The sequence below is a fragment of the Myxococcus sp. RHSTA-1-4 genome, from assembly GCF_020037125.1.
Classification (GTDB): domain Bacteria; phylum Myxococcota; class Myxococcia; order Myxococcales; family Myxococcaceae; genus Myxococcus.
On the sequence record NZ_JAIQDG010000001.1, the window covers coordinates 457,685 to 482,006 of the forward strand.

21 protein-coding genes are annotated in these 24,322 nt (G+C 71.5%); 10 read left to right on the top strand and 11 right to left on the bottom strand.

Going from position 1 to position 24,322, the window contains the following annotated elements; genetic code table 11:
• The first annotated feature begins 58 nt into the window (after nucleotides 1-58).
• Nucleotides 59-199 (top strand): hypothetical protein, encoded by a 141-nt coding sequence (locus tag K8638_RS01900; RefSeq protein ID WP_223752640.1) that lies wholly within the window; start codon nucleotides 59-61, stop codon nucleotides 197-199.
• Between the two features lie 13 nt (nucleotides 200-212).
• On the opposite strand, the gene K8638_RS01905 is transcribed toward K8638_RS01900, so the two are convergent.
• The 6 genes from K8638_RS01905 to K8638_RS01930 all read right to left on the bottom strand — a co-directional run bounded on the left by K8638_RS01905 (nucleotide 213) and on the right by K8638_RS01930 (nucleotide 7,624).
• The gene (locus K8638_RS01905; RefSeq protein WP_223752641.1) at nucleotides 213-1,400 is read right to left on the bottom strand and encodes an acyltransferase; all 1,188 of its coding nucleotides are present in this window, start codon (nucleotides 1,398-1,400) and stop codon (nucleotides 213-215) included.
• Nucleotides 1,397-2,695, bottom strand: coding sequence for a UDP-glucose/GDP-mannose dehydrogenase family protein (locus K8638_RS01910; RefSeq protein ID WP_223752642.1), 1,299 nt, complete (start codon nucleotides 2,693-2,695; stop codon nucleotides 1,397-1,399). Before K8638_RS01910 ends, K8638_RS01905 begins: the two co-directional genes overlap by 4 nt.
• Nucleotides 2,696-2,796: 101 nt before the next feature.
• Complete coding sequence (locus K8638_RS01915) at nucleotides 2,797-3,765, bottom strand: nucleotidyltransferase family protein (RefSeq protein ID WP_223752643.1); 969 nt, start codon at nucleotides 3,763-3,765, stop codon at nucleotides 2,797-2,799.
• A gap of 85 nt (nucleotides 3,766-3,850) precedes the next feature.
• Nucleotides 3,851-4,873, bottom strand: coding sequence for a nucleotidyltransferase family protein (locus K8638_RS01920; protein ID WP_223752644.1), 1,023 nt, complete (start codon nucleotides 4,871-4,873; stop codon nucleotides 3,851-3,853).
• 5 nt (nucleotides 4,874-4,878) lie between these two features.
• Nucleotides 4,879-6,363 (bottom strand): MraY family glycosyltransferase, encoded by a 1,485-nt coding sequence (locus K8638_RS01925; RefSeq protein ID WP_223752645.1) that lies wholly within the window; start codon nucleotides 6,361-6,363, stop codon nucleotides 4,879-4,881.
• Between the two features lie 115 nt (nucleotides 6,364-6,478).
• Complete coding sequence (locus K8638_RS01930) at nucleotides 6,479-7,624, bottom strand: glycosyltransferase family 4 protein (RefSeq protein WP_223752646.1); 1,146 nt, start codon at nucleotides 7,622-7,624, stop codon at nucleotides 6,479-6,481.
• Nucleotides 7,625-7,753: 129 nt separating this feature from the next.
• Between K8638_RS01930 and K8638_RS01935 the strand changes: the two genes are divergently transcribed.
• Nucleotides 7,754-8,854 carry an acyltransferase gene (locus K8638_RS01935; RefSeq protein WP_223752647.1) on the top strand — a complete coding sequence of 367 codons (1,101 nt, stop codon included), beginning with the start codon at nucleotides 7,754-7,756 and terminating at the stop codon, nucleotides 8,852-8,854.
• Between the two features lie 9 nt (nucleotides 8,855-8,863).
• On the opposite strand, the gene K8638_RS01940 is transcribed toward K8638_RS01935, so the two are convergent.
• Entirely contained in the window at nucleotides 8,864-10,765 is a 1,902-nt protein-coding gene (locus tag K8638_RS01940) for an LTA synthase family protein (RefSeq protein WP_223752648.1), read from the bottom strand.
• A 168-nt stretch (nucleotides 10,766-10,933) separates the two neighbouring features.
• Entirely contained in the window at nucleotides 10,934-11,899 is a 966-nt protein-coding gene (locus K8638_RS01945; RefSeq protein ID WP_223752936.1) for an ROK family protein, read from the bottom strand.
• Nucleotides 11,900-12,125: 226 nt separating this feature from the next.
• On the opposite strand from K8638_RS01945, the gene K8638_RS01950 reads away from it, so the two are divergent.
• From K8638_RS01950 to K8638_RS01970, 5 genes are all read left to right on the top strand, one after another.
• Nucleotides 12,126-12,485 (top strand): hypothetical protein, encoded by a 360-nt coding sequence (locus K8638_RS01950; RefSeq protein ID WP_223752649.1) that lies wholly within the window; start codon nucleotides 12,126-12,128, stop codon nucleotides 12,483-12,485.
• Between the two features lie 91 nt (nucleotides 12,486-12,576).
• A complete protein-coding gene (locus tag K8638_RS01955; RefSeq protein ID WP_223752650.1) occupies nucleotides 12,577-13,497 on the top strand; it encodes a 4Fe-4S binding protein in 921 nt (306 codons plus the stop codon).
• On the top strand, nucleotides 13,494-14,054 hold the full coding sequence (locus tag K8638_RS01960; RefSeq protein ID WP_223752651.1) for a 4Fe-4S dicluster domain-containing protein: 561 nt from the start codon (nucleotides 13,494-13,496) through the stop codon (nucleotides 14,052-14,054). The genes K8638_RS01955 and K8638_RS01960 overlap by 4 nt, the downstream gene beginning before the upstream one ends.
• Nucleotides 14,051-16,186 (top strand): molybdopterin-dependent oxidoreductase, encoded by a 2,136-nt coding sequence (locus tag K8638_RS01965; RefSeq protein ID WP_223752652.1) that lies wholly within the window; start codon nucleotides 14,051-14,053, stop codon nucleotides 16,184-16,186. Before K8638_RS01960 ends, K8638_RS01965 begins: the two co-directional genes overlap by 4 nt.
• A gap of 138 nt (nucleotides 16,187-16,324) precedes the next feature.
• Nucleotides 16,325-17,557 (top strand): M12 family metallopeptidase, encoded by a 1,233-nt coding sequence (locus K8638_RS01970; RefSeq protein WP_223752653.1) that lies wholly within the window; start codon nucleotides 16,325-16,327, stop codon nucleotides 17,555-17,557.
• Nucleotides 17,558-17,608: 51 nt separating this feature from the next.
• On the opposite strand, the gene K8638_RS44795 is transcribed toward K8638_RS01970, so the two are convergent.
• Genes K8638_RS44795 through K8638_RS01985 form a run of 3 tightly spaced genes read right to left on the bottom strand, consistent with a single transcriptional unit; the run spans nucleotide 17,609 to nucleotide 21,027 of the window.
• Nucleotides 17,609-18,526, bottom strand: coding sequence for a glycosyltransferase family A protein (locus tag K8638_RS44795; RefSeq protein WP_305071136.1), 918 nt, complete (start codon nucleotides 18,524-18,526; stop codon nucleotides 17,609-17,611).
• A gap of 12 nt (nucleotides 18,527-18,538) precedes the next feature.
• Nucleotides 18,539-19,489 carry a glycosyltransferase family 2 protein gene (locus tag K8638_RS01980; protein WP_223752654.1) on the bottom strand — a complete coding sequence of 317 codons (951 nt, stop codon included), beginning with the start codon at nucleotides 19,487-19,489 and terminating at the stop codon, nucleotides 18,539-18,541.
• Between the two features lie 20 nt (nucleotides 19,490-19,509).
• Nucleotides 19,510-21,027 (bottom strand): oligosaccharide flippase family protein, encoded by a 1,518-nt coding sequence (locus K8638_RS01985; RefSeq protein WP_223752655.1) that lies wholly within the window; start codon nucleotides 21,025-21,027, stop codon nucleotides 19,510-19,512.
• A 262-nt stretch (nucleotides 21,028-21,289) separates the two neighbouring features.
• Here K8638_RS01985 and K8638_RS01990 point away from each other — a divergent pair, with 262 nt between their 5' ends.
• From K8638_RS01990 to K8638_RS02000, 3 genes are read left to right on the top strand one after another with little or no spacing between them, the layout of a single operon-like run.
• Nucleotides 21,290-21,958 (top strand): class I SAM-dependent methyltransferase, encoded by a 669-nt coding sequence (locus tag K8638_RS01990; protein WP_370643904.1) that lies wholly within the window; start codon nucleotides 21,290-21,292, stop codon nucleotides 21,956-21,958.
• 30 nt (nucleotides 21,959-21,988) lie between these two features.
• Entirely contained in the window at nucleotides 21,989-23,137 is a 1,149-nt protein-coding gene (locus K8638_RS01995; RefSeq protein ID WP_223752657.1) for a glycosyltransferase family 4 protein, read from the top strand.
• Complete coding sequence (locus tag K8638_RS02000) at nucleotides 23,134-24,306, top strand: glycosyltransferase (RefSeq protein ID WP_223752658.1); 1,173 nt, start codon at nucleotides 23,134-23,136, stop codon at nucleotides 24,304-24,306. Before K8638_RS01995 ends, K8638_RS02000 begins: the two co-directional genes overlap by 4 nt.
• Nucleotides 24,307-24,322: the final 16 nt, after the last annotated feature.

Consider the following 24,322-nt stretch of genomic DNA (forward strand, 5'->3'; position numbering starts at 1 on the left):
CCCTCCTCCCCGGCGGCAATGGGCGCCTTCTGCCAGGGCGCGAGCCGGAGGGGGCGCCGTGCCCTCTCGGCCCAGCAGCGCCGCGCCCTCGGCCCGCCAGGCCCGGGCAGGGTCGTTGCTGGTCACCGCCACCGCCACCCACCGCGGGGAGCGGCAGGTAATGGCGCGACGGACCTTCGGCACGTCGCTGGCGCGCTGAGCCGCCCGGGACTTCAGGCCCCCGGCACCACCGGCCGCGCGGGCGCCGGCGCGGAGGACTCCTCGTCCACCCACGGCTGGAGCGCCTTGCGCACCCGCGAGCGCAGCGGCGTCTCCACGTAGCGGTGCACCACCACCGACGCCGAAATCGCCAGGCCCATCAGCAGGCAGAACGTGGGCACGGGCGCGCTCACCTCCAGCCACGGCCCCAGCACCTTCGCCGCCTCCGACACCGGGTACTGGAGGAGGTAGAGCGCGTAGCTGGCCCCGCCCAGGTGCACCAGCAGCGGGCGGGAGAAGAGCCAGCCCAGCGGCCCCCCCCCGCGCGCCAGCCCGTACACCAGCAGGCCCGACGCGGGCGCCAGCAGCGCGTTGTGCATCAGCGGGTACGGAATCCGCGCGCCCGCCGCGCCCGCCGCCACCAGCAGCGCCGCGCCCACCGCCGCCAGCACCGCCCCGCCGCCCTTCACCGTGCCCGCGTCACGCTCGCGCACGAAGTACCAGCCGAGCAGCACGCCGAAGACGAACTCGGGCAGCCGCGCCAGCGGGTTGAACTTGAGCGCCAGCATCCAGTTCCCCGAGGTGCTCGCGTCCACCGGGCCGGCCCCGTCCGGCAGCAGCCACAGGTACAGCAGCGGCGGCACCAGCCCCAGCACCCACACCGCGCCCATGGCCACGGGCAGCAGCGAGGGACGCAGCCGGGGCAGCCAGCGCGCCAGCCGGGGGAAGAAGGCGTAGAAGAAGGCCTCCACCGACACGGACCAGCCCGGCGGGTTCCAGTACAGCGCCAGCCGGGGCACCCACGCCTGCAGGAGCGCCAGCGCGCCCAGGCCCCCTATCGCCAGCTTCACCGCGGCCACCTTCCACCCGTTGGCGGACACGGACATGCTCATGGTGCTGGGCGCCGACAGGAGGAACGTCAGCGCGTAGACGGGGTACACCCGGGCCACGCGCGCGGCCCAGAAGGCGCGCGGCCCCGTCTCCATCCGGCCGTCCCCGTCCAGGTAGTTCCAGGCGAGGACGAAGCCCGACAGGACGAAGAACACACCCACGGCGGAGTAGCCCGCCCCCACCCAGTTGCGCACCCCCTCGGGGGCGTCCACCACGAGCGCCTTCCCGAAGTGGAACAGCACCACGTGGAGGGCCGCGAGGAACCGCAGCCCCGTGAGTGCGTCCAGAGAACCGGCCCGGCTCCGGCTCACCGCCGGCCGATGCCGAAGTACGTGAAGCCCAGCTCGCGCATGCGCTCCGGGTCGTAGACGTTGCGGCCGTCGAACACGACGGGGCTCTTCATCAGGCCCTTCATGCGCTCGAAGTCCGGGCGGCGGAACTCGTTCCACTCCGTCACCACGAAGAGGCCGTCCACGCCCTCCAGCGCCTCGTAGGGCACCGTGGCGTAGCGGATGCGGTCACCGAAGACGCGCTTCGCGGTGTGCGCGGCCACCGGGTCGTGCGCCACCACCTGCGCGCCCTTGCCGATGAGCCCCTCGATGACCTCGATGGAGGGCGCCTCGCGCATGTCGTCCGTCTTCGGCTTGAAGGCCAGGCCCCACACGCCGAACTTCTTGCCCTCGAGCGAGCCGTAGTGCTTCACGGCCTTGTTCACCAAGAGCTTCTTCTGGCGCTCGTTGGTGCGCTCCACGGCGCGCAGCAGGTCCAGCTCCAGGCCGTACTCACGCGCGGTGGCCACCAGCGCCTTCACGTCCTTGGGGAAGCAGGAGCCGCCGTAGCCCACGCCCGGGAAGAGGAACGGGTAGCCCACGCGCTTGTCCGAGCCCAGGCCCTTGCGCACGAAGTCCACGTCCGCGCCCACCTTCTCGCAGAGCGCGGCGATGTCGTTCATGAACGAGATGCGCGTGGCCAGCATCGCGTTGGCGGCGTACTTGGTCAGCTCCGCCGAGCGCGTGTCCATGAAGATGATGGGGTTCTCGGTGCGCACGAAGGGCGAGTACAGCTCGCCCATGACCTTGCGGGCACGCTCGGAGTCCACGCCGATGACGACGCGGTCCGGCTTGAGGAAGTCATCCAGCGCCGCGCCCTCCTTGAGGAACTCGGGGTTGGAGACGACGTCGAACTCGAGCGTGGTGGAGCGACGGAGCGCCTCGCGCACCTTGTCCGCGGTGCCCACCGGCACGGTGCTCTTGTCCACCACCACCGTGTACTGCTTCATCGCCTTGCCAATCTGCTCGGCGGCGGCCAGCACGTACTGGAGGTCGGCGTCACCGCTCTCGCCCTCGGGCGTGCCCACGGCGATGAAGACCACCTGCGCGTTGGCCACGGCCTCCGGCAGGTCGCGCGTGAAGAACAGGCGCTTCTCGCGCACGTTCTTCTTGATGAGCTCCTCGAGTCCGGGCTCGTAGATGGGCACCTCGCCCGCCTGGAGCATGCGGATCTTCCGCTCGTCGATATCCACGCACGTGACGTCGTTACCCGAGTCCGCGAAGCAGGTGCCCGCGACGAGGCCGACGTAGCCCGTTCCGATGATGGCAATACGCATGAAAGAGTCCCAGTGGGGAAGTGTCCGGAGCAGGACTCATACGCCGGGACGCGCTCCGAAAGGAAGCCCGTCCCCCAGGGCAGGAGGGCAACCGGCCGGGCTCACTGGCCCGTGAGCAGCCGGCGCACTCTTTCCAATCCCTTGAGAGCCGTGGAACGCCCCGGGGTGCTGACTGCCCCCACCACCGTCCGGTCCAGCAATTCGCGAGTAGCCCGGCGCAGCGGCGGGAAGGCGGCGGTGGCCTCCGCGGCGGCCTCCGGGAAGAGGCGCGCGACGACGGCGAGCGAGGTGTACAGGGCGCGCTCCAGGCGCCACTCCGCGGCCCGGGCCAGCAGCGTGGGCACGTCTAATGGCCGGGAGTAGGCGCCACCCATGGACTTCGCGCCGGTGACGAGCTCGCGCAGGTCGATGAAGGACAGCCAGGGGACCTCGTAGCCGTGGCGCGCATGCTCCAGGGCCGCGAGCAGCACCGCGTCCTCCAGGTCCGCGCGGAAGATGGACGGGCCATACATCTTCATGGGCGTCGCGCGCTCGAGGATGCCCGCGGCCTGCTCGCGGCGCTGGGGACCCAGCACGTCCGAGTAGAGCAGGATGAGGGTGCGCCCATCCGACACCGCCTTGCTGGCACCCGTGCCGGAGGCGTCCTCCGGCTTGAACTCGTGGTTGGAGAGGAAGCCCGCGAAGCCCTCCACGTCCAGCCGCTTCATGAGGAGCTGCAGCTCCGTCACCGGGCGGAAGGCCACGTGGGGATAGAGGGAGTCGGCGAAGGCGGCGCCCCCGAAGAGCACCAGCCTGCGCCCCTGCAGCTCGTCGACCATCTGCTTGAAGTTGACGAGCTTCATCACGTTGTCATTGGCGGAGCCCTGGTAGATGGCCAGCAGCCGGTCCATCACCCACTCCGGCACGCCCGCGCCACCGAGCCGGTACTGGAGGTTGTAGGCGGCCAGGGGCGCCAGGCCCTGGGCGATGGCCCAGTCCACGTACTGCTCCCAGGGCGCGCCCCGCAGTGAGCCACGCGGAGGGTCGAACGAGGCGAGGACGCGGAAGGTGTCGAGGAGGCTGGGCGGCATGGTGGGGCCCCTTTAACGGGCGGGATGCCGGGCCTGCAATGGCCGCCTTCGCCCCCTCTGTGTCCTCGGCCGGACACCGGGGGGTTCACCCCCACCGCGCCCGGACCGCGTTCCCCGCCCTGCGCAGCGCATACCGCGCCATGTCCCCGGCCCGTGGCGCCAGCAGGAGCTTCGCCGCCACCCAGGCCGGCTTGCTGCGCGCCAGCTCCGCGCCCAGCAGCCGCTCGCCGGAGAAGAAGCGCCCCGCCAGCACGCGCTGCCATCGTGGCGGCGCCAGCGCCTCCAGCACCTCCGCCGGCACCGGCGCATCCAGCAGCCGCCGCGCCGCCTCCCAGCCATACCAGGCCAGGTGTGGGAACGCCGTCCCTCGCGCCCCCTCCACCACGCCCCGCCAGTCCAGCCCCGCCAGGGCCAGCAGCTTCAAGTCGAAGAGCCACGCCAGCCGCTGCAGCAGGTGGTTGCTCGCATGCAGCGACAGGTACACCGCCTCGTCCTCCGGCCGCAGCCACCGCACCCGCCGGCCCTCCACCTCTCCCTCCACCGCCCGCGCCACCAGCGCGTCCCCTTCCAGCGCCTGCCCCCAGCCCGCCAGCGCGCGGAAGTGCAGCTCCACCAGCCCCGCCGGCCCCGCCAGCTCCAGGTGGTGCGAGTCCTCCTCGCCATGCCGCGCGCCATCCTCCGCCCGGGCCGCCAGCCCCAGCCCGGTGAGCGCCCGCGCCGCCACGTCCACCTCGCCGCGCGCCACCAGCAGGTCCACGTCCGTGGCCGCCCGCTGCAGCGGGTCCGGGTACAGCCGCAGCGCCAGCCCGTAGCCCTTGAGCAGCACCGGCACCACGCCCACCGAAGCGAGCGCCTCCAGGCTCCGCACCAGCAGCGCCTTCAGCCGCATGGCCCGCGCCGCGCCCGCCAGGGACTCACGGCGAAGCAGCGCCCGGGCCTCGGTGGGCAGCTCCCACCCGGCCCGGCCCACCGCGTGCTCCACGAAGCCCGCCAGCCCATGGTGCACGGCCGCGCGCACCAGCCCGCCGGCCTCCGCGCCCACGGGGGCCGGACGCACGGGGGCCTGGGGCCAGGACCGAAGCAGCGCCGCCAGGGCGCGCGCGTCCACCGCCGTCACCGCCTCAGCGCGACGACGCGCCCGGGCTCCACGTCCGCGTGCGCGTGCAGGCGCGCGGCCCGCTCCGCCACCGCGTCCGCCACCACCTCGAGCGCCAGCTCCTCATCGCGGTTGATGGCCGACCGCCCATCCCGCCACACCAGCAGCAGGGAGCCGAGCACCTCCTCGTCGTCCTTCACGTCGATGCTCACCTCGAACGGCACCGCCGTGCCCTCCGGGCGCTGCGTCTCGAAGACGATGCCCTCGGTGAGCCCGCCGGACACGCGCTGGAAGCGCAGCTCCTGCCGCGCCACGTCCAGCCCCTCCGCCAGCGGCCGCAGCGCGTTCCACACGTCCTGCAGCGACGGGGCCGCGCGCACCGCGCGGGTGACGTCCTTCACCAGCGAGCGCAGCCGGATGTTGCGCTGCCGCACCTGCTGCACGTCCGCCGCGCGGCGCAGGTCCAGGTAGCCCAGCTTGCGCATCATCACCACGATGACCACGCCCATGCCACACAGCAGCATGGCGCTCTGCGCGCTGTTGGCGAAGTTCAGCCCCAGCGCCGTCAGCGTGAAGAGTCCGCACAGCCCGTACAGCACCAGCACCGTGGAGCGGTGGCTGAGCACCATGCGGCTCATCACCCGGTGGTGGATGTGCTCCTTGTCCGCGCTGAACATCGGCCGGCCCAGCAGCGAGCGCCGCACCATGGCCAGCAGCGTGTCCATGATGGGCAGGCCCAGCGCCATCACCGGCACCAGCATGGCCACCGTCGTCCCGCTCTTCGTGCTCGTCTTGATGGCCACCGCCGCCAGCACGAAGCCCAGGAACATGCTCCCCGTGTCCCCCATGAAGATGGAGGCCGGGTTGAAGTTGAACACCAGGAACCCGAGGATGGCGCCCGCCAGCGCCGCCATCAGCAGGCACAGCAGCACGTCGCCCCGCGACAGCGCGAGGATGAAGTTGGTGGCCACGCCGAAGAAGGCCACCCCGCCCGCCAGCCCGTCCAGGCCGTCGATGAGGTTGAGCGCGTTGATGACGCCCACCACCCAGAATACCGTGAAGGGCAGGCTCATCGCCCCCAGCGACAGCTCCGGGCCGAAGGGATTGGCGATGACCTCGATGCGGAAGCCCAGCGCGTACAGCCCCAGCGCCACCGCGAACTGCACGGCGAACTTCAGCCGCGCGCCCGAGCCTCGCAAATCGTCATACAGCCCCAGCGCCGCAATCACAGCGCCGCCGATGAACAGTCCCGCCACCAAATCCTTGTGAGAGCGGAAGTGATAGCCCACTCCCGAGTCCACCAGGAACAGCGCGCACAGCGGCGCGAAGAAGCCGCCGACGATGCCAATGCCTCCCAGCCGCGGAATGGGGCGCACGTGCACCTTGCGGCTCGAGTTGGCCTGGTCCAACCACCCCCACGCGACGGCCCGGTTGCGCACGAGCAGCGTGAGCACCAGGGCCACCATGAGGGAGACGAGGAACGCGACGAAGAGGGTAATCATTCAGGTTGCGCCGCCCGCCATGGTGACGGGCCCTGGCTCGGCGCGTCAATGAATGCCGTTGTGTGATAACGGATAGACCCCGTGGCTGCTTGTTGAGCCACCGGCCGCCTGGACTTCACGGGTTCCGATGCTGGCGGAGAAGTGCCTCGTAGAGAGAAAGCGTGCGGGCGGCGATGTCCCGCCACGTCATGCTTCGCACCTCGGCCTGGGCGGCGGCACGCATCGTCAGCAGCCGCTCGCGGTCCTCCGCCAGCGAGCGCAGCGCGCCCACCTGCCCCTCCACGCTGCCAATGGGGATGAGCCGGCCCGTCACACCCTCTCGCACCACCTGAGGCGCCACACCCACAGGTGAGGACACCGGCGCGAGTCCGCAGGCCATGGCCTCCACCAGCGCCATGCCGAAGCCCTCCGAGTGGCTGGGGAAGAACAGCACCTCCTCGCCCTCCAGGATGCGCGGCAATTCGGCGCGAGCGTAGCGCGGCACCACGCGCAGCCGCCCCCGCACCTCGGCGGGAAAGGCCGCGAGCACCTCGTCCTCCTTCGAGCCCGTGCCGTACAGGCTCATGGCGAAGGGGATGCCCAGCGCGTGCAGCCGGCTGGCGGCGGCCACCATCTCGTCGCGGCCCTTGAGCGGCAACCAGCTCCCCACGCAGGCGATGCGCAGCGGCGCGCCGGGAGCGGAGGGGCGGGGCGGCGGCAGCGCCTGGAAGGGCGCGTCCAGCCCATGCCCGATGACGCTGAGGTGGTCCGCGGGCACGCCCAGGCGCTCACGCGCATACGCGGCGTCGAGCGTGTTGAGGAGCACCGCGTGGTCGGCCAGCAGCAGCGACTGGCGCACCTCCCAGAGGCGGAAGCCACCGTGGTAGAGCGGGTACTTCCAGCTCAGCTCCAGGTTGCCCGCGCGTGCGTCCGCCCGCAGCCGCTCGGAGAAGGTGTGCTCCAGGCCGTGGCTGCGCGTCACCAGCGCATGCCGGGCGCGAGCGCCGGGACGCTTCAGCCGCGCCCAGGGCCACGCATCTCCCGTGGTGATGTCCAGCACGTCGTACCTGCCGGCCGCGCGTGTCAGGTGCGCGGTGAGCTTCCACGGGAAGCGCACCTCGTGCCAGGTGCCGTGCTCGCGCACGCCGGGGAAGGCCTCGTAGTAGCTGAAGTAGTCCACCCCGCAGCCGAGCGCCTTCAGCGCCTCACCCAGCGCGAGCGTCACGCCGGGGGCGCCGAGGTTCGGGTCCAGCGGATGGTGGATGCCGAGGAGGACTTGCATGGGCGGGGCCCTTCTAGGCCACGGCATGGAGGGATTGCGACTTCTTCGTTCCCTCCTTTCCTCCGGACGGCCGCCCCCCTGGCCGCTGTTGACGGAGCGCCGCCGTGGACGACAATGGCCCGCCCCCTCATGTCCCTCCCCGCCCGCCCGACTTTGCAGGCCTGCCTCGAGGGCCGCCGCAACAACCTCGACTTCCTCCGCTTCGCCGCGGCCTCGGGAGTCATCCTCAGCCACGCCTTCCCCCTGGCCGAGGGCAAGGGTGCCGTGGAGCCGCTGGACGTGTTCACCCGGGGCCAGCTCTCGCTGGGCCGGCTGTGCGTGGCGGTGTTCCTGGTCATCAGCGGCGTGCTCATCACCCGGAGCTGGGAGCGCACGCCGGACCTGGCGCGCTTCACCTGGGCGCGCGTGCTGCGCATCTTCCCGGGCCTGGGCGTCATGCTGCTGCTGACCACGCTGGTGCTGGGCCCCGCCTTCACCGCCCTCCCGCTCCGGGACTACCTCACGTCCGCGGACACGCACCTGTACTGGCTGCGCAACTTCACCCTGGCCTTTCCGCAGTGGGACCTGCCCGGAGTCTTCGAGGGCAACGCGTACTCGCCCGCGGTCAACGGCTCGCTGTGGACGCTGAAGTACGAGGTGGGCTTCTACCTGCTGACGCTGGGGCTCGGCCTGACGGGCCTCTTGCGCAAGGGCATGGTGGCCTTCGGCTGGGTGGGCGCGGCGGTGGCGTCCGTCATCACCGGGCGGCTGGGCTTCTGGCCGGAGCTGTACCTGTACTTCGGCGGCGGCGTGGCGCTGTACCTGTGGCGCGACAGGGTGCGGATGAGCCCGTGGCTGGCGCTGGCGTGCACGGCGGCGTGGCTCGTCATGGCGCGGCTCGGGTATGGGCGCATCGGCACCGGCCTGTTCGGCGCGTATGTCGTGCTGTACCTGGCATACCTGCCCCTGGGCGCGCTGGCGGACTTCGGGCGCCGGGGCGACTTCTCCTACGGCGTCTACGTCTACGCCTTCCCCGTGCAGCAGGCCGTCACCGCGCTGCTCGGTGGGCGCACGGAGTGGTGGGTGAACGCGGCGGTGTCCTTCCCGGTGGTGGTGGCGCTGTCCGCGCTGTCCTGGCACCTCGTGGAGAAGCCCGCGCTGAGGCTCAAGGACTCGCCTCCCGCGCTGCTGCGCAGGCTGTGGCCCCCGGGCTCCCGGCCCGCCGCCGCGCACGAGCCCGGGGCGCACTGAAGCTCCCGCTCACGGCCCTCCGGCCAGCCGCTCCCGGGGGGTCGACGTCACGCTGAAGCTGTCGCCCACCAGCCGGTCGTAGGTGAGCAGGCGGTAGCGCCGCAGCCACTCGGCCGGGGAGCCCGGGGCGGGAGCCGCGGCATCCCGCTCCGGCAGCGGCAGGTACTCGCCCGCGGCGCTCTTCAGGAGGTCGCTCCTCACCACCGGGACGTTCCGGGCCAGCTCGGTGAGGAAGGCGAAGAAGCCGTGGGGCTTCATCCCCGCCGCCTCCAGGATGCGCGGCGCCAACATGCCCATGCTGAGGTGGACGTCCTGCTTCGGCAGCGCATGGTTCGACCAGAGCACCACCGGCACCTCGGCCATGCGCTCGCGCTGGGCGTCCGTCCACGGCTCCTTCAGGAACCCCGCCTCCCGGTAGAGGGAGTAGTTGGGGCCCAGCATCGGCAGGTGGTCGCCGAAGACGACCAGCAGCGTCTTGCGCGGGCGCTTCTCCAGCGTCCGCACCAGCCGCTCCAGGGCGCGGTCCGTCTGGCGAACCTTGTGCGCGTAGTTCGTCAGCAGGAGCTTGTTGTCCGGCGACAGCTCGCCCAGCACCTGGACCTCCTCCGCGCCGGTGAGCGGGAGGCTGTAGGGCCCATGGGTGGACATGGTGATGGCCATGACGAACTGAGGCTGGCTCTCGTCGGAGAGCTGCCGGAGGATGCGGTCGACGACCTCCTCGTCCGACACCCAGGGGCCCTCCAGCCTCGCGTCGGCGAAGTCCGCGAGCGACTGGAACGCATCGAAGCCGAGCAGCGGGTACACCACGTCCCGGCTCCAGTACCAGCCGTGGAACGGATGGATGGCGGCCGTGCGGTAGCCGGCGCTCCGGAACAGCGAGGGGAGCGCCTCCACGGGCTTGAGCACGTAGTGCTGGTAGGGGAAGGAGCCATCCGGCACGAACGAGGCCGACATGCCCGTCAGCAGCTCGAACTCCGCGTTGGCCGTGCCTCCGCCGAAGGACGGGCTGATGAGGTGGCCCGCGCTGTGGGTGGCGGAGAGCCCGCGCAGGAAGGGCAGCGGGTCCGTGCTGAGGCGCACGCCGAGCCGCGTGGGGTCCCAGAGGGACTCGGCCATGAAGATGATGACGTCGACCGGCTCCTCGGGCACGGGAGCGGGGGGCTCCACGTCACGGCCCAGCGCCGAGCGCACCGCCTCCGCCGAGTACGCGCTCCCCGGCTCCAGGCGCAGCCCCTCCCAGTTCCAGAGCATCATCAGCGGCAGGCCGTTTATCTGGAAGTTGGAGCGCTGGTCCCACACCTGGTGCATGACACCGAAGCGCATGAACGCCTTCGGCAGCAGGGGCAGGTGCTGGAAGAAGGTGATGGCCAGGAGGTACGCCAGCGACGCCATGGCGAGCCCGCCGCGCGCGGGCACCGGCAGCGGGAAGCGGGGCCGGCCCCGCATCACGGCGCGCGCCCCGGCCACGACGAGGCCCAGCAGGAGGAGCCCGGCGAGGATGGCGATGACCGTCCCGGCTCCCGGCAGGAGCGTGGGGGCCAGTGACGTCACCTGCCGCCACTCGAGGAAGTCCCACGGCAGCAGCGGCCGGCCGATGAGCTGGAGCTTCCGGATGTGGAGCGAGGACGTGAAGAGGAGGCCCGCGGAGACCAGGGCCAGCGAGACGCCGAGCCGGTTCGTCGCCGTCCAGAGCAGGCCCGTCACGCCGGTGATGACGCCCGCGCTGATGGCCATGGACCACAGGTTGCGCTCGTGGATGCCCTGAAGTCCCGCGGAGGAGAACGCCGCGATGGTCAGCTCCGTCGCGGCGACGAGCCCGGCGGAGGCCAGGATGACGGCGACGCACGGCCAGAGGATGGGGCGCGGCCGCTCGAGCGGGAGCGCTTCGGCTTTCAGGGAGCGGCGTGACAACTGCGGGCTTCTCCAGGATGCGCGGGCAGGTCCGTGACGGAACCGTAACCCATTCCTGGCGGATGGAGCTCAATTCCTCTCAAAAAGGCCCGGCGCCGGGGGCTCCTTCGCTCGACTGCCGCCGAGGCTGGCGGGCGTCATACGCCATTGCCTCACGGAGGCGCACCCTCACTTCGCCGGAGGCCCGGCGAGGAGCGCCGCGCCGATGGCGCCGGACAGCTCTCCCAGCTCCGCCATCAGCACCGGAGGCTGTCGCTCGGGGACGAAGATGTGCGGGCGCATGGCCTCATGGATGCGCCGGGCGTACTCGGGCCCGAGCCGCGTGCCCAGTCCTCCCCCGAGGATGATGGCCTCCACGTCGAGCAGGTTGATGGCGGACGCCATGCCCGCGCCGAGCATCCTCACGGCCCGGTCGATGAGCCACGTGGCCAGCGAGTCCTCCTCCCGCAGCGCCTTGTCCCAGATGCTGCTCGTCAGGCGCGGGCGTCCCTTGCGCTGCATCAGCTCGAAGAGAATCGTCTTCTCACCCTTGCGCACCGCCTTGCGCGCCTTGCGCTCCATGGCGGCCCGGCCCGCGTAGGCCTCCATGCAGCCTCGCCGCCCGCAGCCGCAGCGGGCGCCGCCCGGCTTCACCACCACGTGGCCAATCTCCCCCGCGGAGCCGCGGCCCCGCCAGGGAACCCTGTCCAGCACCAGCCCGCCGCCCACGCCCGTGCCCCACCACACGCCCAGCACGGAGCGATACGGACGGCCCGCGCCCAGCCGGTACTCGGCCGCGACCGCCACCTGCACGTCGTTGCCGAGCACCACGCGCCCGCCCGTCAGGTCTCCCAGGTCCGCGGCCACGGGGTACGGCTCCGTCCAGCCCTGGCCCACGTTGCTCACGTGCGCCAGCGTGCCCGCGGCGGCATCCACCGAGCCGGGGGCCCCCACCCCCACGCCCGCGAGCCGCTGGGGTGTCAGGCCCGCGGCGCGCGAGGCCTCCAGCAGGGCGCCGTACATCGCCTGCACCACGTCCGCGGCGTTGCCATCACCGGGAGTCGTATGCCGGGTCCGGCCCAGGACGGCGCCGGTGCTGTCGATGACCACGGACTCGATTTTCGTCCCGCCCAGGTCGATGCCTCCCCAGGCCATGGGCGTGCCGGGGGACGGCTGCTCCGTCGTCTCGGCGTCCACCGAGGTAGCCTCGTCCATCTCGCGCCTCCGGGTGCGGGCACTGCTCGCACGAAGATGCGCAGTCACTCGCATGGCACGCTGGGAGCGGCTGGAGGGCAGGGAGGCGGCCGTCCCGGTTCAGGGCCGGGAACGCTCGAAGGTCTGGAACGATGCCGATGCATGCGCGTGCTATGCCCGGGGAGTGATGCGCGCCTGGAGAGACTCGGCGGAGAGCGATGCCCTGGACACCCTGCTCGCGCGTGTGCTCGCGGGTGACGTGCCGCGAATGCCAGCCTCCTGTCCGGTGTGTGGGCGCGCGGAGTCCGCGCACCTCTATTTCCATGCCCGGGGAGAGGGTCGCATCGGCGGGGTATGGGTCTGGTGCAGCGCCTGCCGATGCTTCTCACACGGGACGGTGAAGCCGCCCGCGTGGTGGTCGAACCCGGACGTGGTGGACCCGGAGACGCTCACCGCCGCTCCCGAGGCGCTGGAGGAGCTGGCGGAGCGTATCGACGCGCACTGGAACACACGAATCGCTCCCGGGGTGAGCGCCGGAAAGCCTTGAGCCCTGCACCCGCCCGCTGTCCGCAACGGGGCCTACCTCCCTCCCACACTTCGAGGGAGACTGGCACGACGTTCGCACTCGCCGAGGGCTCGTGAAGCGCGTTCTCCAGCCATTCGACATCACCCTGCGCCATGGCCGGCGCTACCAGCGCATGCGCAGGCTGTTCCTCGGCTTCTCGGTGCTGCTGTCGGTGGGCCTGCCGCTGTGGCACCTGCGGGCCCTCGAGGTCGAGGGCGCCGGGCTGGCGGCCGACTCACGCTGGAGCGCCGTCGCGCGAATCTTTCCCACCACGCCGCCCCCATTCCTCGGCGCGCCGACCTCGGTGTGGGTGTGGCTGTTCGACCTGGTCGACCCGCTGGAGTCGCTGGCGACGGCGCTCTTCATGGGGGTGAGCTGGAACCTGGTGTGGACTGTCCTCCCCGGAGTGTTGCTGGTGGCCTTCCTCGGGCGCTTCTTCTGCGGGTGGGCGTGCCCCTACCTCCCCGTCCTCGCGGCGGCGAACGCGGCGCGCTGGTTGCTCTCGCGCCTGGGCCTGCCGACGGCCGATGTGAAGTTGCCGAGGGTGACGTCGCGGGTGGTGCTGGTGGGCGTGCTGCTCGTGGGCAGCGTGCTGGGGGTGCAGCTGGTGCCGCTGGTGTACCCGCCGGCGGTCATCGGGCGCGAGGCGTTCCGCGCGGTGTTCTACGGCTCGCTCGGCGCGGGCGGGCTGCTGGTGGTGGGGGCGTTCCTCTTCGACACCTTCGTCTCGCGCGCGGGGTTCTGCCGCTCGCTGTGCCCCGGGGGCGCGATGTTCTCGGTGCTGGGGAGCGCGTCGCCGCTGCGCGTGGTGAACGAGCGCTCGAAGTGCACCGACTGCACGGTGTGCGACGTCATCTGCAACCTGGGACAATCGCCGATGAACAACCGGCTCGACAGCGGCTGTGAGCGCTGCGGCAGGTGCATCGCCTCGTGCCCCACGCGGGCGCTGTCGTGGAAGCGGGTGTCGCCGCTGAAGGTGGAGGGGAAGCAATGAACCGCCGGGGCCTCGTGGGCGCGCTCGCCGCGGCCGCCGCGCTGGCGGTGGTGCCGAAGAAGACACGCGCGGAGACGAAGCGGAAGCTCCGCCCGCCCGGCGCCCTGCCCCGCGGCACCTTCGAGCAGGCGTGCATCGGCTGCTTCCGCTGCGCCGAGGTGTGCCCCACCAAGGTCATCCGCTTTCCCTCGGGGCTCTCGCTCGACGTGGCCACGCCGTACCTGGACTTCGACGACCGCGCCTGCGTGTTGTGCATGAAGTGCACACACGTCTGCCCCACCGACGCGCTGGTGCCGCTCGCGGCCGACGCCGACGTCGTCGCGCGCGAGGTGCGCCTGGGCGTGCCGAAGCTCGAGCGCTCGGCGTGCCTCCCGTGGACGGGCCGCGGCATCTGCCGGCTCTGCTACCAGGTGTGCCCCTACCCCGACCGCGCCGTGGAGGTGGTCGGCCCCCAGAAGGCGCCGCTGTTCCACCCCGAGGCCTGCGTGGGGTGCGGGCTGTGTGAAGAGGCCTGCCCGGAGACGGCGCGCGCCATCGTCATCGAGCCCCTGCCATGAGCCGCGAACCCCTCCAGCACGTGGTGCGCCGCAAGTGGACGCGCCGGGACCTCTTCAAGGCCGCTCCGCTGGGCGCCGTGGGGCTCGGCGTGGCCGGACTGGCGCTGGTGGGAAGGCAGGAGCCCGAGCGCCAGCGCACCATCGGCACCTGCCGCTTCTGCCTCATGCGCTGCGGCATCGAGTGCGTGGTGGAAGACGGGCGCCTGGTGAAGGTCGAGGGCGCGCTCGGCTCGCGCACCCGCGGCTTCGTCTGTGAGCACGGCTTCGCGCTGCGCGAATTGGTGCACAGCCACGAGCGCGTTCGGCACCCGATGATTCGCCGGGGCGACGCCTTCCACGAGGTGAGCTGGGAAGACGCCCTCGGGCACATCGCCTCGAAGCTCGCCGAGGTGAAGGCCCGGCACGGCGCGCGCGCGCTGGCGGTGCAGACCGGGTGGCCCTTCGTGCGGCACCCCTTCGTGGGCTTCCTCCATCGCTTCGCGCGCGCCTTCGGCACCCCCAACGTGGCGACAGTCTCGAGCCTCTGCGAGGCGAGCCTGCGCATGGGGCAGGCGCTGACAGTGGGCACCAAGTACACGCCCGAGCTGCGCCGCGTGAAGACGCTGGTGGTGTGGGGCGCGAACCCGCCGGTGACGGCACCTCCCTTCGCGCACCTCGTGGCGGCGAAGGCGGAGAGAGGCACACTCATCGTCATCGACCCGGTGCGCACCACGCTGGCGAAGGAAGCGACGGTGCACCTGAGCATCCGCCCCGGCACCGACGGCGCGCTGGCGCTCGGCCTCATCCACCTCGTGTTGCGGAAGCGCCCGCCCACCGATGCACTGCGCGAGCGCACCCACGGCCTCGACGCGCTGGCGAAGCTCGCCGCCGAGTACCCGGTGGAGCGGGTGGAGCTGCTGACGGGCGTGCCCCGCGCCCAGGTCGAGCGCGTGGCGGCCCTGCTCGTCGAAGGAGGCCCGCTCGGCATCTGGCAGGGCCTCGGCGTCGAGCACCACGTGAGCGGCGTGCAGACCGTGCGCGCCATCTCGTCGCTCGAGGTGCTGTGCGGCCGCTTCGACCAGGCCGCCCCGCGCTCGCTGGTGACGCCCAACGGGCCTCGCTTCCTCGAAGAGCCACTGCCGGCGCTGTACCGCATGCGCACCCCGAAGCCGGCGCCGCCGGAACTTCGCGAGGCCAACGTCGGCCACGCGCGCTTTCCGCTGTTCGACCGCTTCAACCGCGAGGCGCAGGGCGAGCTGCTCGCCGACGCCATCCTCCGTGACGCGCCCTACGCGGTGCGGGCACTCATCCTGTGGGGCAGCAACGCGCTCGTCACCGCGTCGGGCACGCAGGAGCTGGAGGCCGCCGCCGAGAAGCTCGACCTCCTCGTGAGCATCGACCCCTTCTTCAGCGTCTCGGCCCAGAAGAGCGACGTGGTGCTCCCCGCGAGCACGTTCGCCGAGTCACCCGACGTGGACGCCGATGACACGGAGGTCGCCGCGAAGGGCCTCGTGCCCGTGCAGGGCGACTCGAAGCCCGACTTCGACATCCTCACCGGGCTCGCGCAGGCCTGCGGGCTTGGCGAGTGGTTCCCGTGGAAGAGCTTCGCCGAGGCGATGAAGGCGCCGCGCGTCGAGTGGATGCGGGACGAGGCGCTGCAGCCGAAGCCGAAGGCCGGCGCGCGGACGGAGTTCGGAACGCCCACGGGGAAGGCCGAGTTCGTCAGCACCGCCCTCGAGGAGGCCGGCCTGGAGGGGCTCCCGGTCTGGGCGCCGCCGCCGATGCAGCCCACCGAGGCCTTCCCCCTGCGCCTCGTCACCGGCCCCCGCCCCCGCGCGCGCATCAACTCGCAGTTCGCCCAGAGCCCGAGCGTGAGGGCGCGCCTGCGGGAGCCGGAGCTGCTCGTGCACCCCGAGGCCGCGAGGCGCGCAGGCGTCACGCATGGGGCCCAGGTCGATGTGGTGTCGCCCACGGGGCGCATCACGCTGCGCGCGGTGGTGACGGAGGACGTGCACCCCGAGGCGGTGGTGATGCCCGCCGGGTGGGCCGAGGCGAACCCCAACCGGCTGGTGCCCACGGAGCACCGAGACCCCATCAGCGGGTTCCCCGCGTTCAGGTCGGCGGTGTGCCGCATCGAGCCGAAGCGGGTGTGAGGAGAAGCCAGGGCACTGCCCTGCTCCACACACGCTCCGGGGACGCCGTCCCCATGCTGTTGAATGTGTCCTTTCCTGCCCTCCTGCTCGCCTCGGTGAGTAGGCTCTGTCTTCGTCTCGTCGCCATGAGGGGAAGCCATGAGAAGGATACCAGTCCTCGTTTCACTTGCCGCGCTGATGGTTCTGCCGTCTGCCTGTGGACCCGAAGCAGCGGCCTCTCTCGAGAAGCTGGCCGGGGGCGGCGCTCGTGGCGTCGAACTGGCCATGCCGGAAGTGCAGGGCACCCAGGTCATCATCGAGGGACCTGGTGGCACCCACACGCTGGAGGTGAAGGCCGGCCAGTATGTGTTCCAGGGAGACATCTTGCTGACCGAAGAGCAGGTGGAGGTGCTGCGGGGAGATGAGAGCAGACTCCAGAGCGCACAGGTCCGCCCCAGCTCCGCGGCACTCAGTTCCTTGAGCAAGATGTGGCCCTTCCAGACGGTCTACTACGTCATCAACGGCGCACTGCCCGACCAGGGACGTGTCACCAGTGCGATAGCGCACTGGCAGGCCAACACGAACCTGCGCTTCGTGCCTCGCACCACACAGCCCAACTACGTGGAGTTCGTGAGGGGCAGCGGGTGCTCATCCTTGTTCGGAATGGTGGGCGGCCGGCAGGTCATCAACCTCGCTGACAACTGCAGTACCGGCAACACGATTCACGAGATTGGCCACGCGGTGGGGCTTCTGCACGAGCAGACACGGCAGGACCGGGATAACCATGTCATCATCCACTGGAACAACATCCAGTACGGAATGTCCTCCAACTTTCAGAAATACACCCAGCAAGGAATTGACGCCTTCGACAAGGGAGCCTTCGATTTCGATTCAGTCATGATGTATGACTCATATTCGTTCTCCGCCAACGGCCTGCCCACCATCACCCGGCTCAACGGGACTACGTTCTTCGCGCAGCGCGATGCGCTGTCCGCGGGAGACCTGAGCATGATTCAGTGGGTCTACGGCGGCCCCTACGCGCGAATCGAGTCCCAGTTGCTCTATGCGTCGGACAACCCGGACTATGTCCACGAAGAACACGAGCTCTCCGTCACCTTCTGGAGCGATCGCAATCACACCATCCCGGCCACGCTGGGGAAGGCGATAACGCTTCAGTACACAAGGGACGAGTACCGCTGGTGGCCCGGCGGAGGCGCCATGTACAAAAGCAACGTTTCCGTCTCTTTGCAGCCAGGCAGCCACAAGTATCTCCTGGCGAGCCCGCTGACGACAGTGCATTGCGAATACGACTACGGGAATATTCGCGGCGAATGCTTTAACGTCTCGCTGAACTTGCGGGACGGGTTTGGCTACGCCACGAGTTCCTATTGATTGATGAGCTGACTCGGGCACTGGAGGCTTCACGCCTCCGTCCAGCGCGGGTCAGCGCCCCAGCACGCGCTGGCGCACGGTGGTGGCCACCGCCCATGGCGGAAAGCCCAGCACGTAGCGCCAGCGCGGCGCGGCCAGATGGAACGGCAGGCCGCGCCGGTACAGGTCCAGCGCCAGGTCCACCCTCCCCTGCGCAAGCAGCCACTGCGTCACGTGGCGCAGGCTGTAGAGGAGCATCTCCAGGCGCTCGCGCCTCCGTGCCTCACCTCCCGGGTAGCGCCCCAGCCGCTCCTGCTCCAGCTGGTACAGCGTGCCCTGGTGGCTCAGCTCCAGCGCCGTGGACGACGAGCCCCCGTGCTGGCGGTAGCCCACCGTCACCGGCGCCCGCACCCACGCGAAGCCCGGCTCCGTGCCCAGCCGGTACAGCAGGTCGTAGTCCTCACCGTTGATGCGCCGGGGAGCGAAGCCGCCCACCCGCCGCAGCGCCTCCGTGCGCACCGCCACCACACACGCCGTGCGCGGCGTCCGGTCCTCCGCGCTCGCCAGGTAGTCCGCGAAGCGCACCACCCGCGGCGGCTCCCGCGTCACCCCGGCCAGTTCCTCGGGCCGGGTGAAGGACGCCGCCGTGCCCATCACCACCGAGGGCGCGCCCTGCTCGCGCAGCACCCGCCGGTACGTGGCCAGCGTCCACGGGAACCACAGGTCGTCACTGTCGAGGAAGACGACGTACTCGCCCCGGGCCTCCTGGATGCCCAGGTTACGCGCCGCGCCCGGACCCGCGTTGCGCTGCTGGAAGACGCGCACCCGACCGCCGTACCGCGCCAGCGTCTCCAGCGTGTCGTCGGTGGACCCATCGTCCACGACGAGCACCTCGTAGTCCGTCTCCTCCTGCGCGAACACCGAGGCGAGCGTCTCCTCCAGCAGCCGCGCGCGGTTGTACGTGGGGATGACGACGGAGAAGAACGGCATGCGGAGGCGGCCTCACACCCGGGCGCGCAGGCCCATCTTGGAAATGCCCAGGTAGGTGGAGAGCTGCCGCCGGTAGTCCGACAGGCTCGTGCGCCCGCGCACCAGCGTCTGCGTCAGCACCGCCGCGTTGTAAGGCAGCGTCCCCACCAGGATGGCGCGCATCGCCAGCTCATGCAGCCGGCCGTGGTGCTTGCGGAAGTACGCCAGCCGCGTACGCCACAGCTCGATTCGCACCTTGTCCGGCCCCGTCGCGGACGGCCGGAACGAGCGGCTCGACAGGTGCGTAATCACCGCCTCCGGGCAGAAGGCCACCTCCCAGCCCGCCTTCCACGCCCGCACGCACCAGTCCGTGTCCTCGGTGTTGCCCAGCGGGGACATCTGCTCGTCCAGCAGGCCCACCTCCGCGAGCGTCTCCTCGCGCACCACGATGCAGGCGCCCAGCACCCAGCGCACCCGGGCCTCCTCGTGCCCGTACTGCGCCGGGTCGATTTCCAGCGTCTTGAGGAAGTGCAGCGGGCGCGGCAGGAAGACGAGGTCGAAGAGCTGCCCCGCCAGCGACATGGGCCGGAAGGTGCAGTTCTGGATGGTGCCGTCCGCGTTCAGCAGCCGCGCGCCCGCCATGCCCACGCGGGGGTTCTCGTCCATGAAGCGCACCAGCGCGTCGAACGCCCCCTCGTGGACGATGGTGTCGTCGTTGAAGATGCAGATGTACCGGGCCCGCGCCGCGCGCAGCACCTGGTTGTGGTTGGCGGAGAAGCCCTTGCGCTCGGTGTTGAAGAGCCAGCGCACCTGCGGGAAGTCGCGCCGCATGGCCTCCACGCCCCTGCCGCCGGTGGCGTTGTCGACAATCCACACCTCGAAGGAGATGTCGTGCGTCGTCGCGTAGAGCGTGCGCAGGCAGTCGTGCAGCAACTCCGGGTTGCTGTGGTTGACGATGGAGATGACCAGGTCGACCTTCTTCATCGAATCGCTCGCGTCCTTCATCACGAAGCCGGGCTCACCGGAGCGGACCGCGCCGCCCGCCGTGCCCGGACGAATCCCAGGATGTCCTTCAGCTCGCCGAGGAGCGACAACGTCCCCGGCAGCCGCTCGCGCGCCAGCACCAGCACCGTGAACAGCGTGCCCCCCACCAGGGCCTGCATCACCGCACCACCGCGCACCAGCCCCAGCGCCGCCGCGCACGCGCCCGCCAGCAGCAGCCCCACCGTCACGAAGGGCTCCACCACCTGCGACACCAGGCCGCGCATCGCCGGGTTGAGGCGCGCCACCAGCCACGCCGTCACCCACAGCTCCGCCAGTCCCACCAGCACGCCCACCGGTCCGATGCCCGCCAGCCCGAAGCGCTGGATGGCCCATGTGCCGATGCCCCACTTCGCGGCGCCCACGCCCACGACGACGGCCAGCCGCTCCCACGGCCGTCCGCCCGCGTTCTGCGCCGTGGCCAGCAGCCCGGTCAGCGTGGTGAGCACGCACTCCAGGCTGAACCACTGCACCAGCATCACCGCCGGCCCCCAGCGCTCGCCGAAGAACAGCGGCACCGCCACCGGCAGCGCCAGCACCACCAGCGGAATGGCCAGCAACAGCACCGCGGACAGCCGCCGCAGCGACGTGCGCAGGTACTCCGCGAAGCCGGCCGGGTCGTCCTGCAGGCGGCAGTAGGCGGGGAACGCCACGCGGTTGAGCACCACGCTGAGCATCATCGGAGTGGAGGCCAGCGCCCAGGCCCAGTTGACCAGGCCCACCGCCTCCTTCCCGAGGATGTGCCCCACCACCAGTGGCACCCAGCCGGCCACCATCGCCGCCACCAGGGGCGGAAGCTGGAACGCCAGCCCGAAGCTCAACAGCCGCTTGAGCACCTCCAGGCGGAACGCGCCATGGGGCCGCCACGGCGAGGCCCACCAGACCAGCACCAGCCCCACCGCGCCGCGCACCAGACCGCCCAGCGCCAGCGCCCACGCGCCGAAGCCCAGCGCCGCCAGGGCGATGGTGGTGATGACCTGCACCACGTTCTCAATCAGCTCCGCGCGGGCGATGACGGGGAACGCGAGCTGGCGCTCCAGCGCCATCAGCGGAATCACCCGAAGCGAGGACAGGAACAACCCCAGGGCCAGGGCCCACACCATGGGCACCGCCCCGCTTCCCAGCGCGTAGCCCTCCGTGAGCCGGGGCGCGAGCGCGCAGACGGTGGCGACGATGACGGCGGTGAGCGCCTGATGACACCAGAAGATGGTGAAGGTCTCGTCGCGGGTGGGCTCGTGCGGCTGGCGCACCAGCGCGGCGCTCAGGCCCAGGTCCCCCAGGAACACGCCCAGGGACGCCGCGTAGGACACGATGCCGAACAGGCCGTAGTCCGCGGGGAAGAGCAGCCGGGACAGGAACAGGGCGCTCACCACCCGCAGCCCCTGCGAGGCCACGGTGCGGGCGGCCAGCACGAACATGCCCTTCAGGGCACGTGCCTTCACCTCGCCGGTACTGACCTCGGATGCCGCGGTTGCGTTCATGGGTACGGGCCGGCCCGCTCCGGGCGTCTCGTGGAGGGCCGGCCCGGATGGGCAGTGCCCCCGGAGCGCACGGCGCGAACAGGGGGCGAAATGCTACCGGTGGGACCCCAGGCCTACAAGCAACGAGAGCCCCCGGGTTCGAAGGATGGAGGCTCGCCCGGCACGGGGGGGACCGAGCGCGCGTCCGAAACGGGCTTTGCCTGCACGGATGCTCGCGTGTTTGTTGCTCCATGTGGAGCGCAACGGCTACGGTCCGCCGCGAATGGTTTCCAGCGGCGACATCCTCCAGTTCCTGAAGCGCGAAGTGCTCGTCGGCGAGCACGAGGTCCTCCACCGTACGCTGAAGGAGGCGCTGGTCGGCACGTGTGACAGCGTCCTCGACATCGGCTGTGGCTCGCGCTCGCCGCTGCACGGCTTCTCGCACCTGATTCCCCACACGGTGGGCATCGACGGCCACGCGACGAGCATCGAGCGCAGCCGCGCCGCGGGCATCCACCGCGAGTACCACCACATGGAGTTGATGGACGCGGGCAAGCGCTTCGGGCCGAAGAGCTTCGACGCCGTCGTGGCGCTGGACGTCATCGAGCACTTCGAGAAGCCCGACGGCTTCCGGCTGATGGAGATGATGGAGTCCCTGGCGCGCAAGCGCGTCATCATCTTCACGCCCAACGGCTTCCTTCCCCAGGACGAGTGGGACAGCAACGTGCACCAGGTGCACCGCTCCGGCTGGGAGGTCTACGACTTCGAGCTGCGGGGCTACCACGTCACCGGCATGAGCGGGTGGAAGCCGCTGCGCGGGGACTATGCGATTCCGCGCATCCGTCCGCTCCGGCTGGGCAGCCGCCTGTCCATCCTCACCGAGCCCTTCGCCACGCGCTTCCCGCGCCACGCCTTCCAGTTGCTCGCCATCCGCGACATGGAGGCGTCCTAGCTCCGGTCCGGTGGCTGGAAGCCGCGGCCCATGACTCCGCCCCTCACCGCGCCCGCCTGGCACGTCCTCACGGGTGAGTACCCGCCGCAGCCGGGCGGCGTCAGCGACTACACGCAGCAGGTGGCCATTGCGCTCGCCCGCGCTGGACAGGAGGTGCATGTCTGGGCACCGGGTGACGCGGACGTGCGCGAGGAGGACGGAGTCACCGTGCACCGCGTCCCGGCGCTCTTCACGCCCGCGGGGCTGAAGATGCTGGCGCGCGGGCTGGACGGGTGCCGCGGCCCCCGGCGGCTGCTGCTCCAGTACGTGCCGCATGCCTTCGGGATGAAGGCGATGAACGTGCCCTTCTGCGCGTGGTTCGCCGCGCGGCGGCGGGACGAGCGCTGGGTGTTCTTCCACGAGGTGGTGTACCCGTGGAGCGCGCGGGCCCCACTGAAGCACCAGGTGCTCGCGGGCGCCACGCGGGTGATGCTGCGGCTGGTGGCCGGCGCCGCGGACCGCGCCTTCGTGTCCATTCCCGCCTGGGCGGAGCACCTGCCCGCCAGCGTCCGCCGCCGCGCGGAGTGGCGGCCGGTGCCCAGCACCCTGCCTCCGGACGTGACGGTGGACGCGGTGGAGACGGTGAGGATGGCGCTGGGGCCCGGGCCATGGCTGGGACACTTCGGCACCTATGGGGCGCTCACCGCGGGGCCGCTGGAAGCGGTGCTGGTGCCGCTGCTGCGCGCGGATGCGGAGCGGAAGGCACTGCTCTTGGGCCGGGGGAGCCGGGCCTTTGGCAGGGCGCTGGCGGTGCGCTACCCGGAGCTGGCCGGCCGGCTGGAGAAGCGGGACTCGCTCGAGCCCGAGGCCGTGGCGGCATACCTCGCGGCGTGTGACGTGCTGGTGCAGCCCTACCCGGATGGCGTGAGCGCGCGGCGCACCACCGTCATGGCGGGGCTGGCGCTGGGGCGGCCCATCGTCACCAACGCCGGGCACCTCACGGAGCCCCTGTGGCGTGAGCTGGGCGCGGTGGCGCTGGTGGAGGGCACCGCGCCGGAGCCCCTGGTGGAGGCCACGGAGCGGCTGCTGTCCGATGCCGGAGCGCGCACCTCGCTGGGCGAGCGCGCGGCCCAGGTCTACCGCGAGCGCTTCGCGCTGGAGCGCACGGTGGAGGCCCTGTTGCGCGAGAAGGCGCCATGAGCCGGAGCTCCCCCCGTACCTCACCGCCGCGACTCGCGCTGCTGATGGACCCTCGCGATGAGGGCTGGCCGAGCATGGACCTGGTGGGCGAGGCGCTCCTGGAGGGGCTGTCCGCGCTGCCCTCCGAGGTCTCCGCCGAGGCCGTGCGTCCGCCCATTCCATCCGTGGCGCGACGGCTGCCGCGCCTGGGCACACGTAACGCGGCCTTCAACGCGGACCGCCTCCTCACCCGCTTCGGCCTGTACCCGGGCCGCGCGCTGCTCGCGCGGAGCCGGTACGACGCCTTCCACGTGGTGGACCACACCTACGCGCAGCTCGTGCACGCGCTGCCGGCCGGGCGCACGGGTGTCTACTGCCATGACCTGGACGCGTTCCGCTCCGTGCTGGAGCCCCAGCGCGAGCCGCGGCCGGCCTTGTTCCGCCTCATGGCACGGGCCCAGCTCGCGGGGCTGGAGCGGGCCGCGCTCGTCTTCCACAGCACGCAGGCGGTGCGCTCGGAGTTGCTCGCGCGTGGCGTGGTGGACCCGGCCCGGCTCGTCTGGGCGCCCTATGGAGTGTCCCCGGAGTACCGCCCCGAGCCGGTGCCGGGCGACCGGAGCGAGGAGCTGCTCGCGCCGCTGGGAGGCCGGCCCTACCTGCTGCACGTGGGCAGCGCGATTCCCCGCAAGCGGCTGGACGTGCTCTTCGCCGTCTTCGCGGCGCTGCGCGCCCGTCACCCGGAGCTGCGGCTGGTACAGCAGGGCGGCGCACTGAGCTCCGCCCAGCGCGCGCAGGTGGAGGCGCTGGGCATCGGAGACGCGCTGCTCCGGCCACCGCGGCAGGAGCGGCCCACGCTGGCGGGACTGTACCGGCGCGCCAGTGCGGTGCTCGTCACCAGCGAGGCGGAGGGCTTCGGCCTGCCCGTCATCGAGGCCCTGGCCTGCGGCGCGCCCGTGGTGGCCAGCGACCTGCCCGTGCTGCGCGAGGTGGGCGCCGACACGTGCGCCTACTGTCCCGTGGGCGACGTGCCCTCATGGGTGGAGACCGTGGACGCCCTGCTCACCGGACGCCAGCCTCCACCGTCGCGCGAGGCCCGCCTCGCCCGCGCCGCGCGCTTCACTTGGGCCGCGCACGCGCGCACCGTGCTGGATGCGTACCTGCGGCTGCTGGGCGGTCGGCTTCAGCCGTAGGGCGCCTACCTCCTCC

What these genes read in the sequence shown, in the direction of transcription:
- K8638_RS01910 (WP_223752642.1), bottom strand. Translation starts at nt 2,695, where the DNA reads ATGCGTATTGCCATCATCGGAACGGGCTACGTCGGCCTCGTCGCGGGC.
- K8638_RS01915 (WP_223752643.1), bottom strand. Translation starts at nt 3,765, where the DNA reads ATGCCGCCCAGCCTCCTCGACACCTTCCGCGTCCTCGCCTCGTTCGAC.
- K8638_RS01925 (WP_223752645.1), bottom strand. Translation starts at nt 6,363, where the DNA reads ATGATTACCCTCTTCGTCGCGTTCCTCGTCTCCCTCATGGTGGCCCTG.
- K8638_RS01930 (WP_223752646.1), bottom strand. Translation starts at nt 7,624, where the DNA reads ATGCAAGTCCTCCTCGGCATCCACCATCCGCTGGACCCGAACCTCGGC.
- K8638_RS01935 (WP_223752647.1), top strand. Translation starts at nt 7,754, where the DNA reads ATGTCCCTCCCCGCCCGCCCGACTTTGCAGGCCTGCCTCGAGGGCCGC.
- K8638_RS01945 (WP_223752936.1), bottom strand. Translation starts at nt 11,899, where the DNA reads ATGGCCTGGGGAGGCATCGACCTGGGCGGGACGAAAATCGAGTCCGTG.
- K8638_RS01950 (WP_223752649.1), top strand. Translation starts at nt 12,126, where the DNA reads ATGCGCGCCTGGAGAGACTCGGCGGAGAGCGATGCCCTGGACACCCTG.
- K8638_RS01960 (WP_223752651.1), top strand. Translation starts at nt 13,494, where the DNA reads ATGAACCGCCGGGGCCTCGTGGGCGCGCTCGCCGCGGCCGCCGCGCTG.
- K8638_RS01965 (WP_223752652.1), top strand. Translation starts at nt 14,051, where the DNA reads ATGAGCCGCGAACCCCTCCAGCACGTGGTGCGCCGCAAGTGGACGCGC.
- K8638_RS01970 (WP_223752653.1), top strand. Translation starts at nt 16,325, where the DNA reads ATGAGAAGGATACCAGTCCTCGTTTCACTTGCCGCGCTGATGGTTCTG.
- K8638_RS44795 (WP_305071136.1), bottom strand. Translation starts at nt 18,526, where the DNA reads ATGCCGTTCTTCTCCGTCGTCATCCCCACGTACAACCGCGCGCGGCTG.
- K8638_RS01980 (WP_223752654.1), bottom strand. Translation starts at nt 19,489, where the DNA reads ATGAAGAAGGTCGACCTGGTCATCTCCATCGTCAACCACAGCAACCCG.
- K8638_RS01985 (WP_223752655.1), bottom strand. Translation starts at nt 21,027, where the DNA reads ATGAACGCAACCGCGGCATCCGAGGTCAGTACCGGCGAGGTGAAGGCA.
- K8638_RS01990 (WP_370643904.1), top strand. Translation starts at nt 21,290, where the DNA reads ATGGTTTCCAGCGGCGACATCCTCCAGTTCCTGAAGCGCGAAGTGCTC.
- K8638_RS01995 (WP_223752657.1), top strand. Translation starts at nt 21,989, where the DNA reads ATGACTCCGCCCCTCACCGCGCCCGCCTGGCACGTCCTCACGGGTGAG.
- K8638_RS02000 (WP_223752658.1), top strand. Translation starts at nt 23,134, where the DNA reads ATGAGCCGGAGCTCCCCCCGTACCTCACCGCCGCGACTCGCGCTGCTG.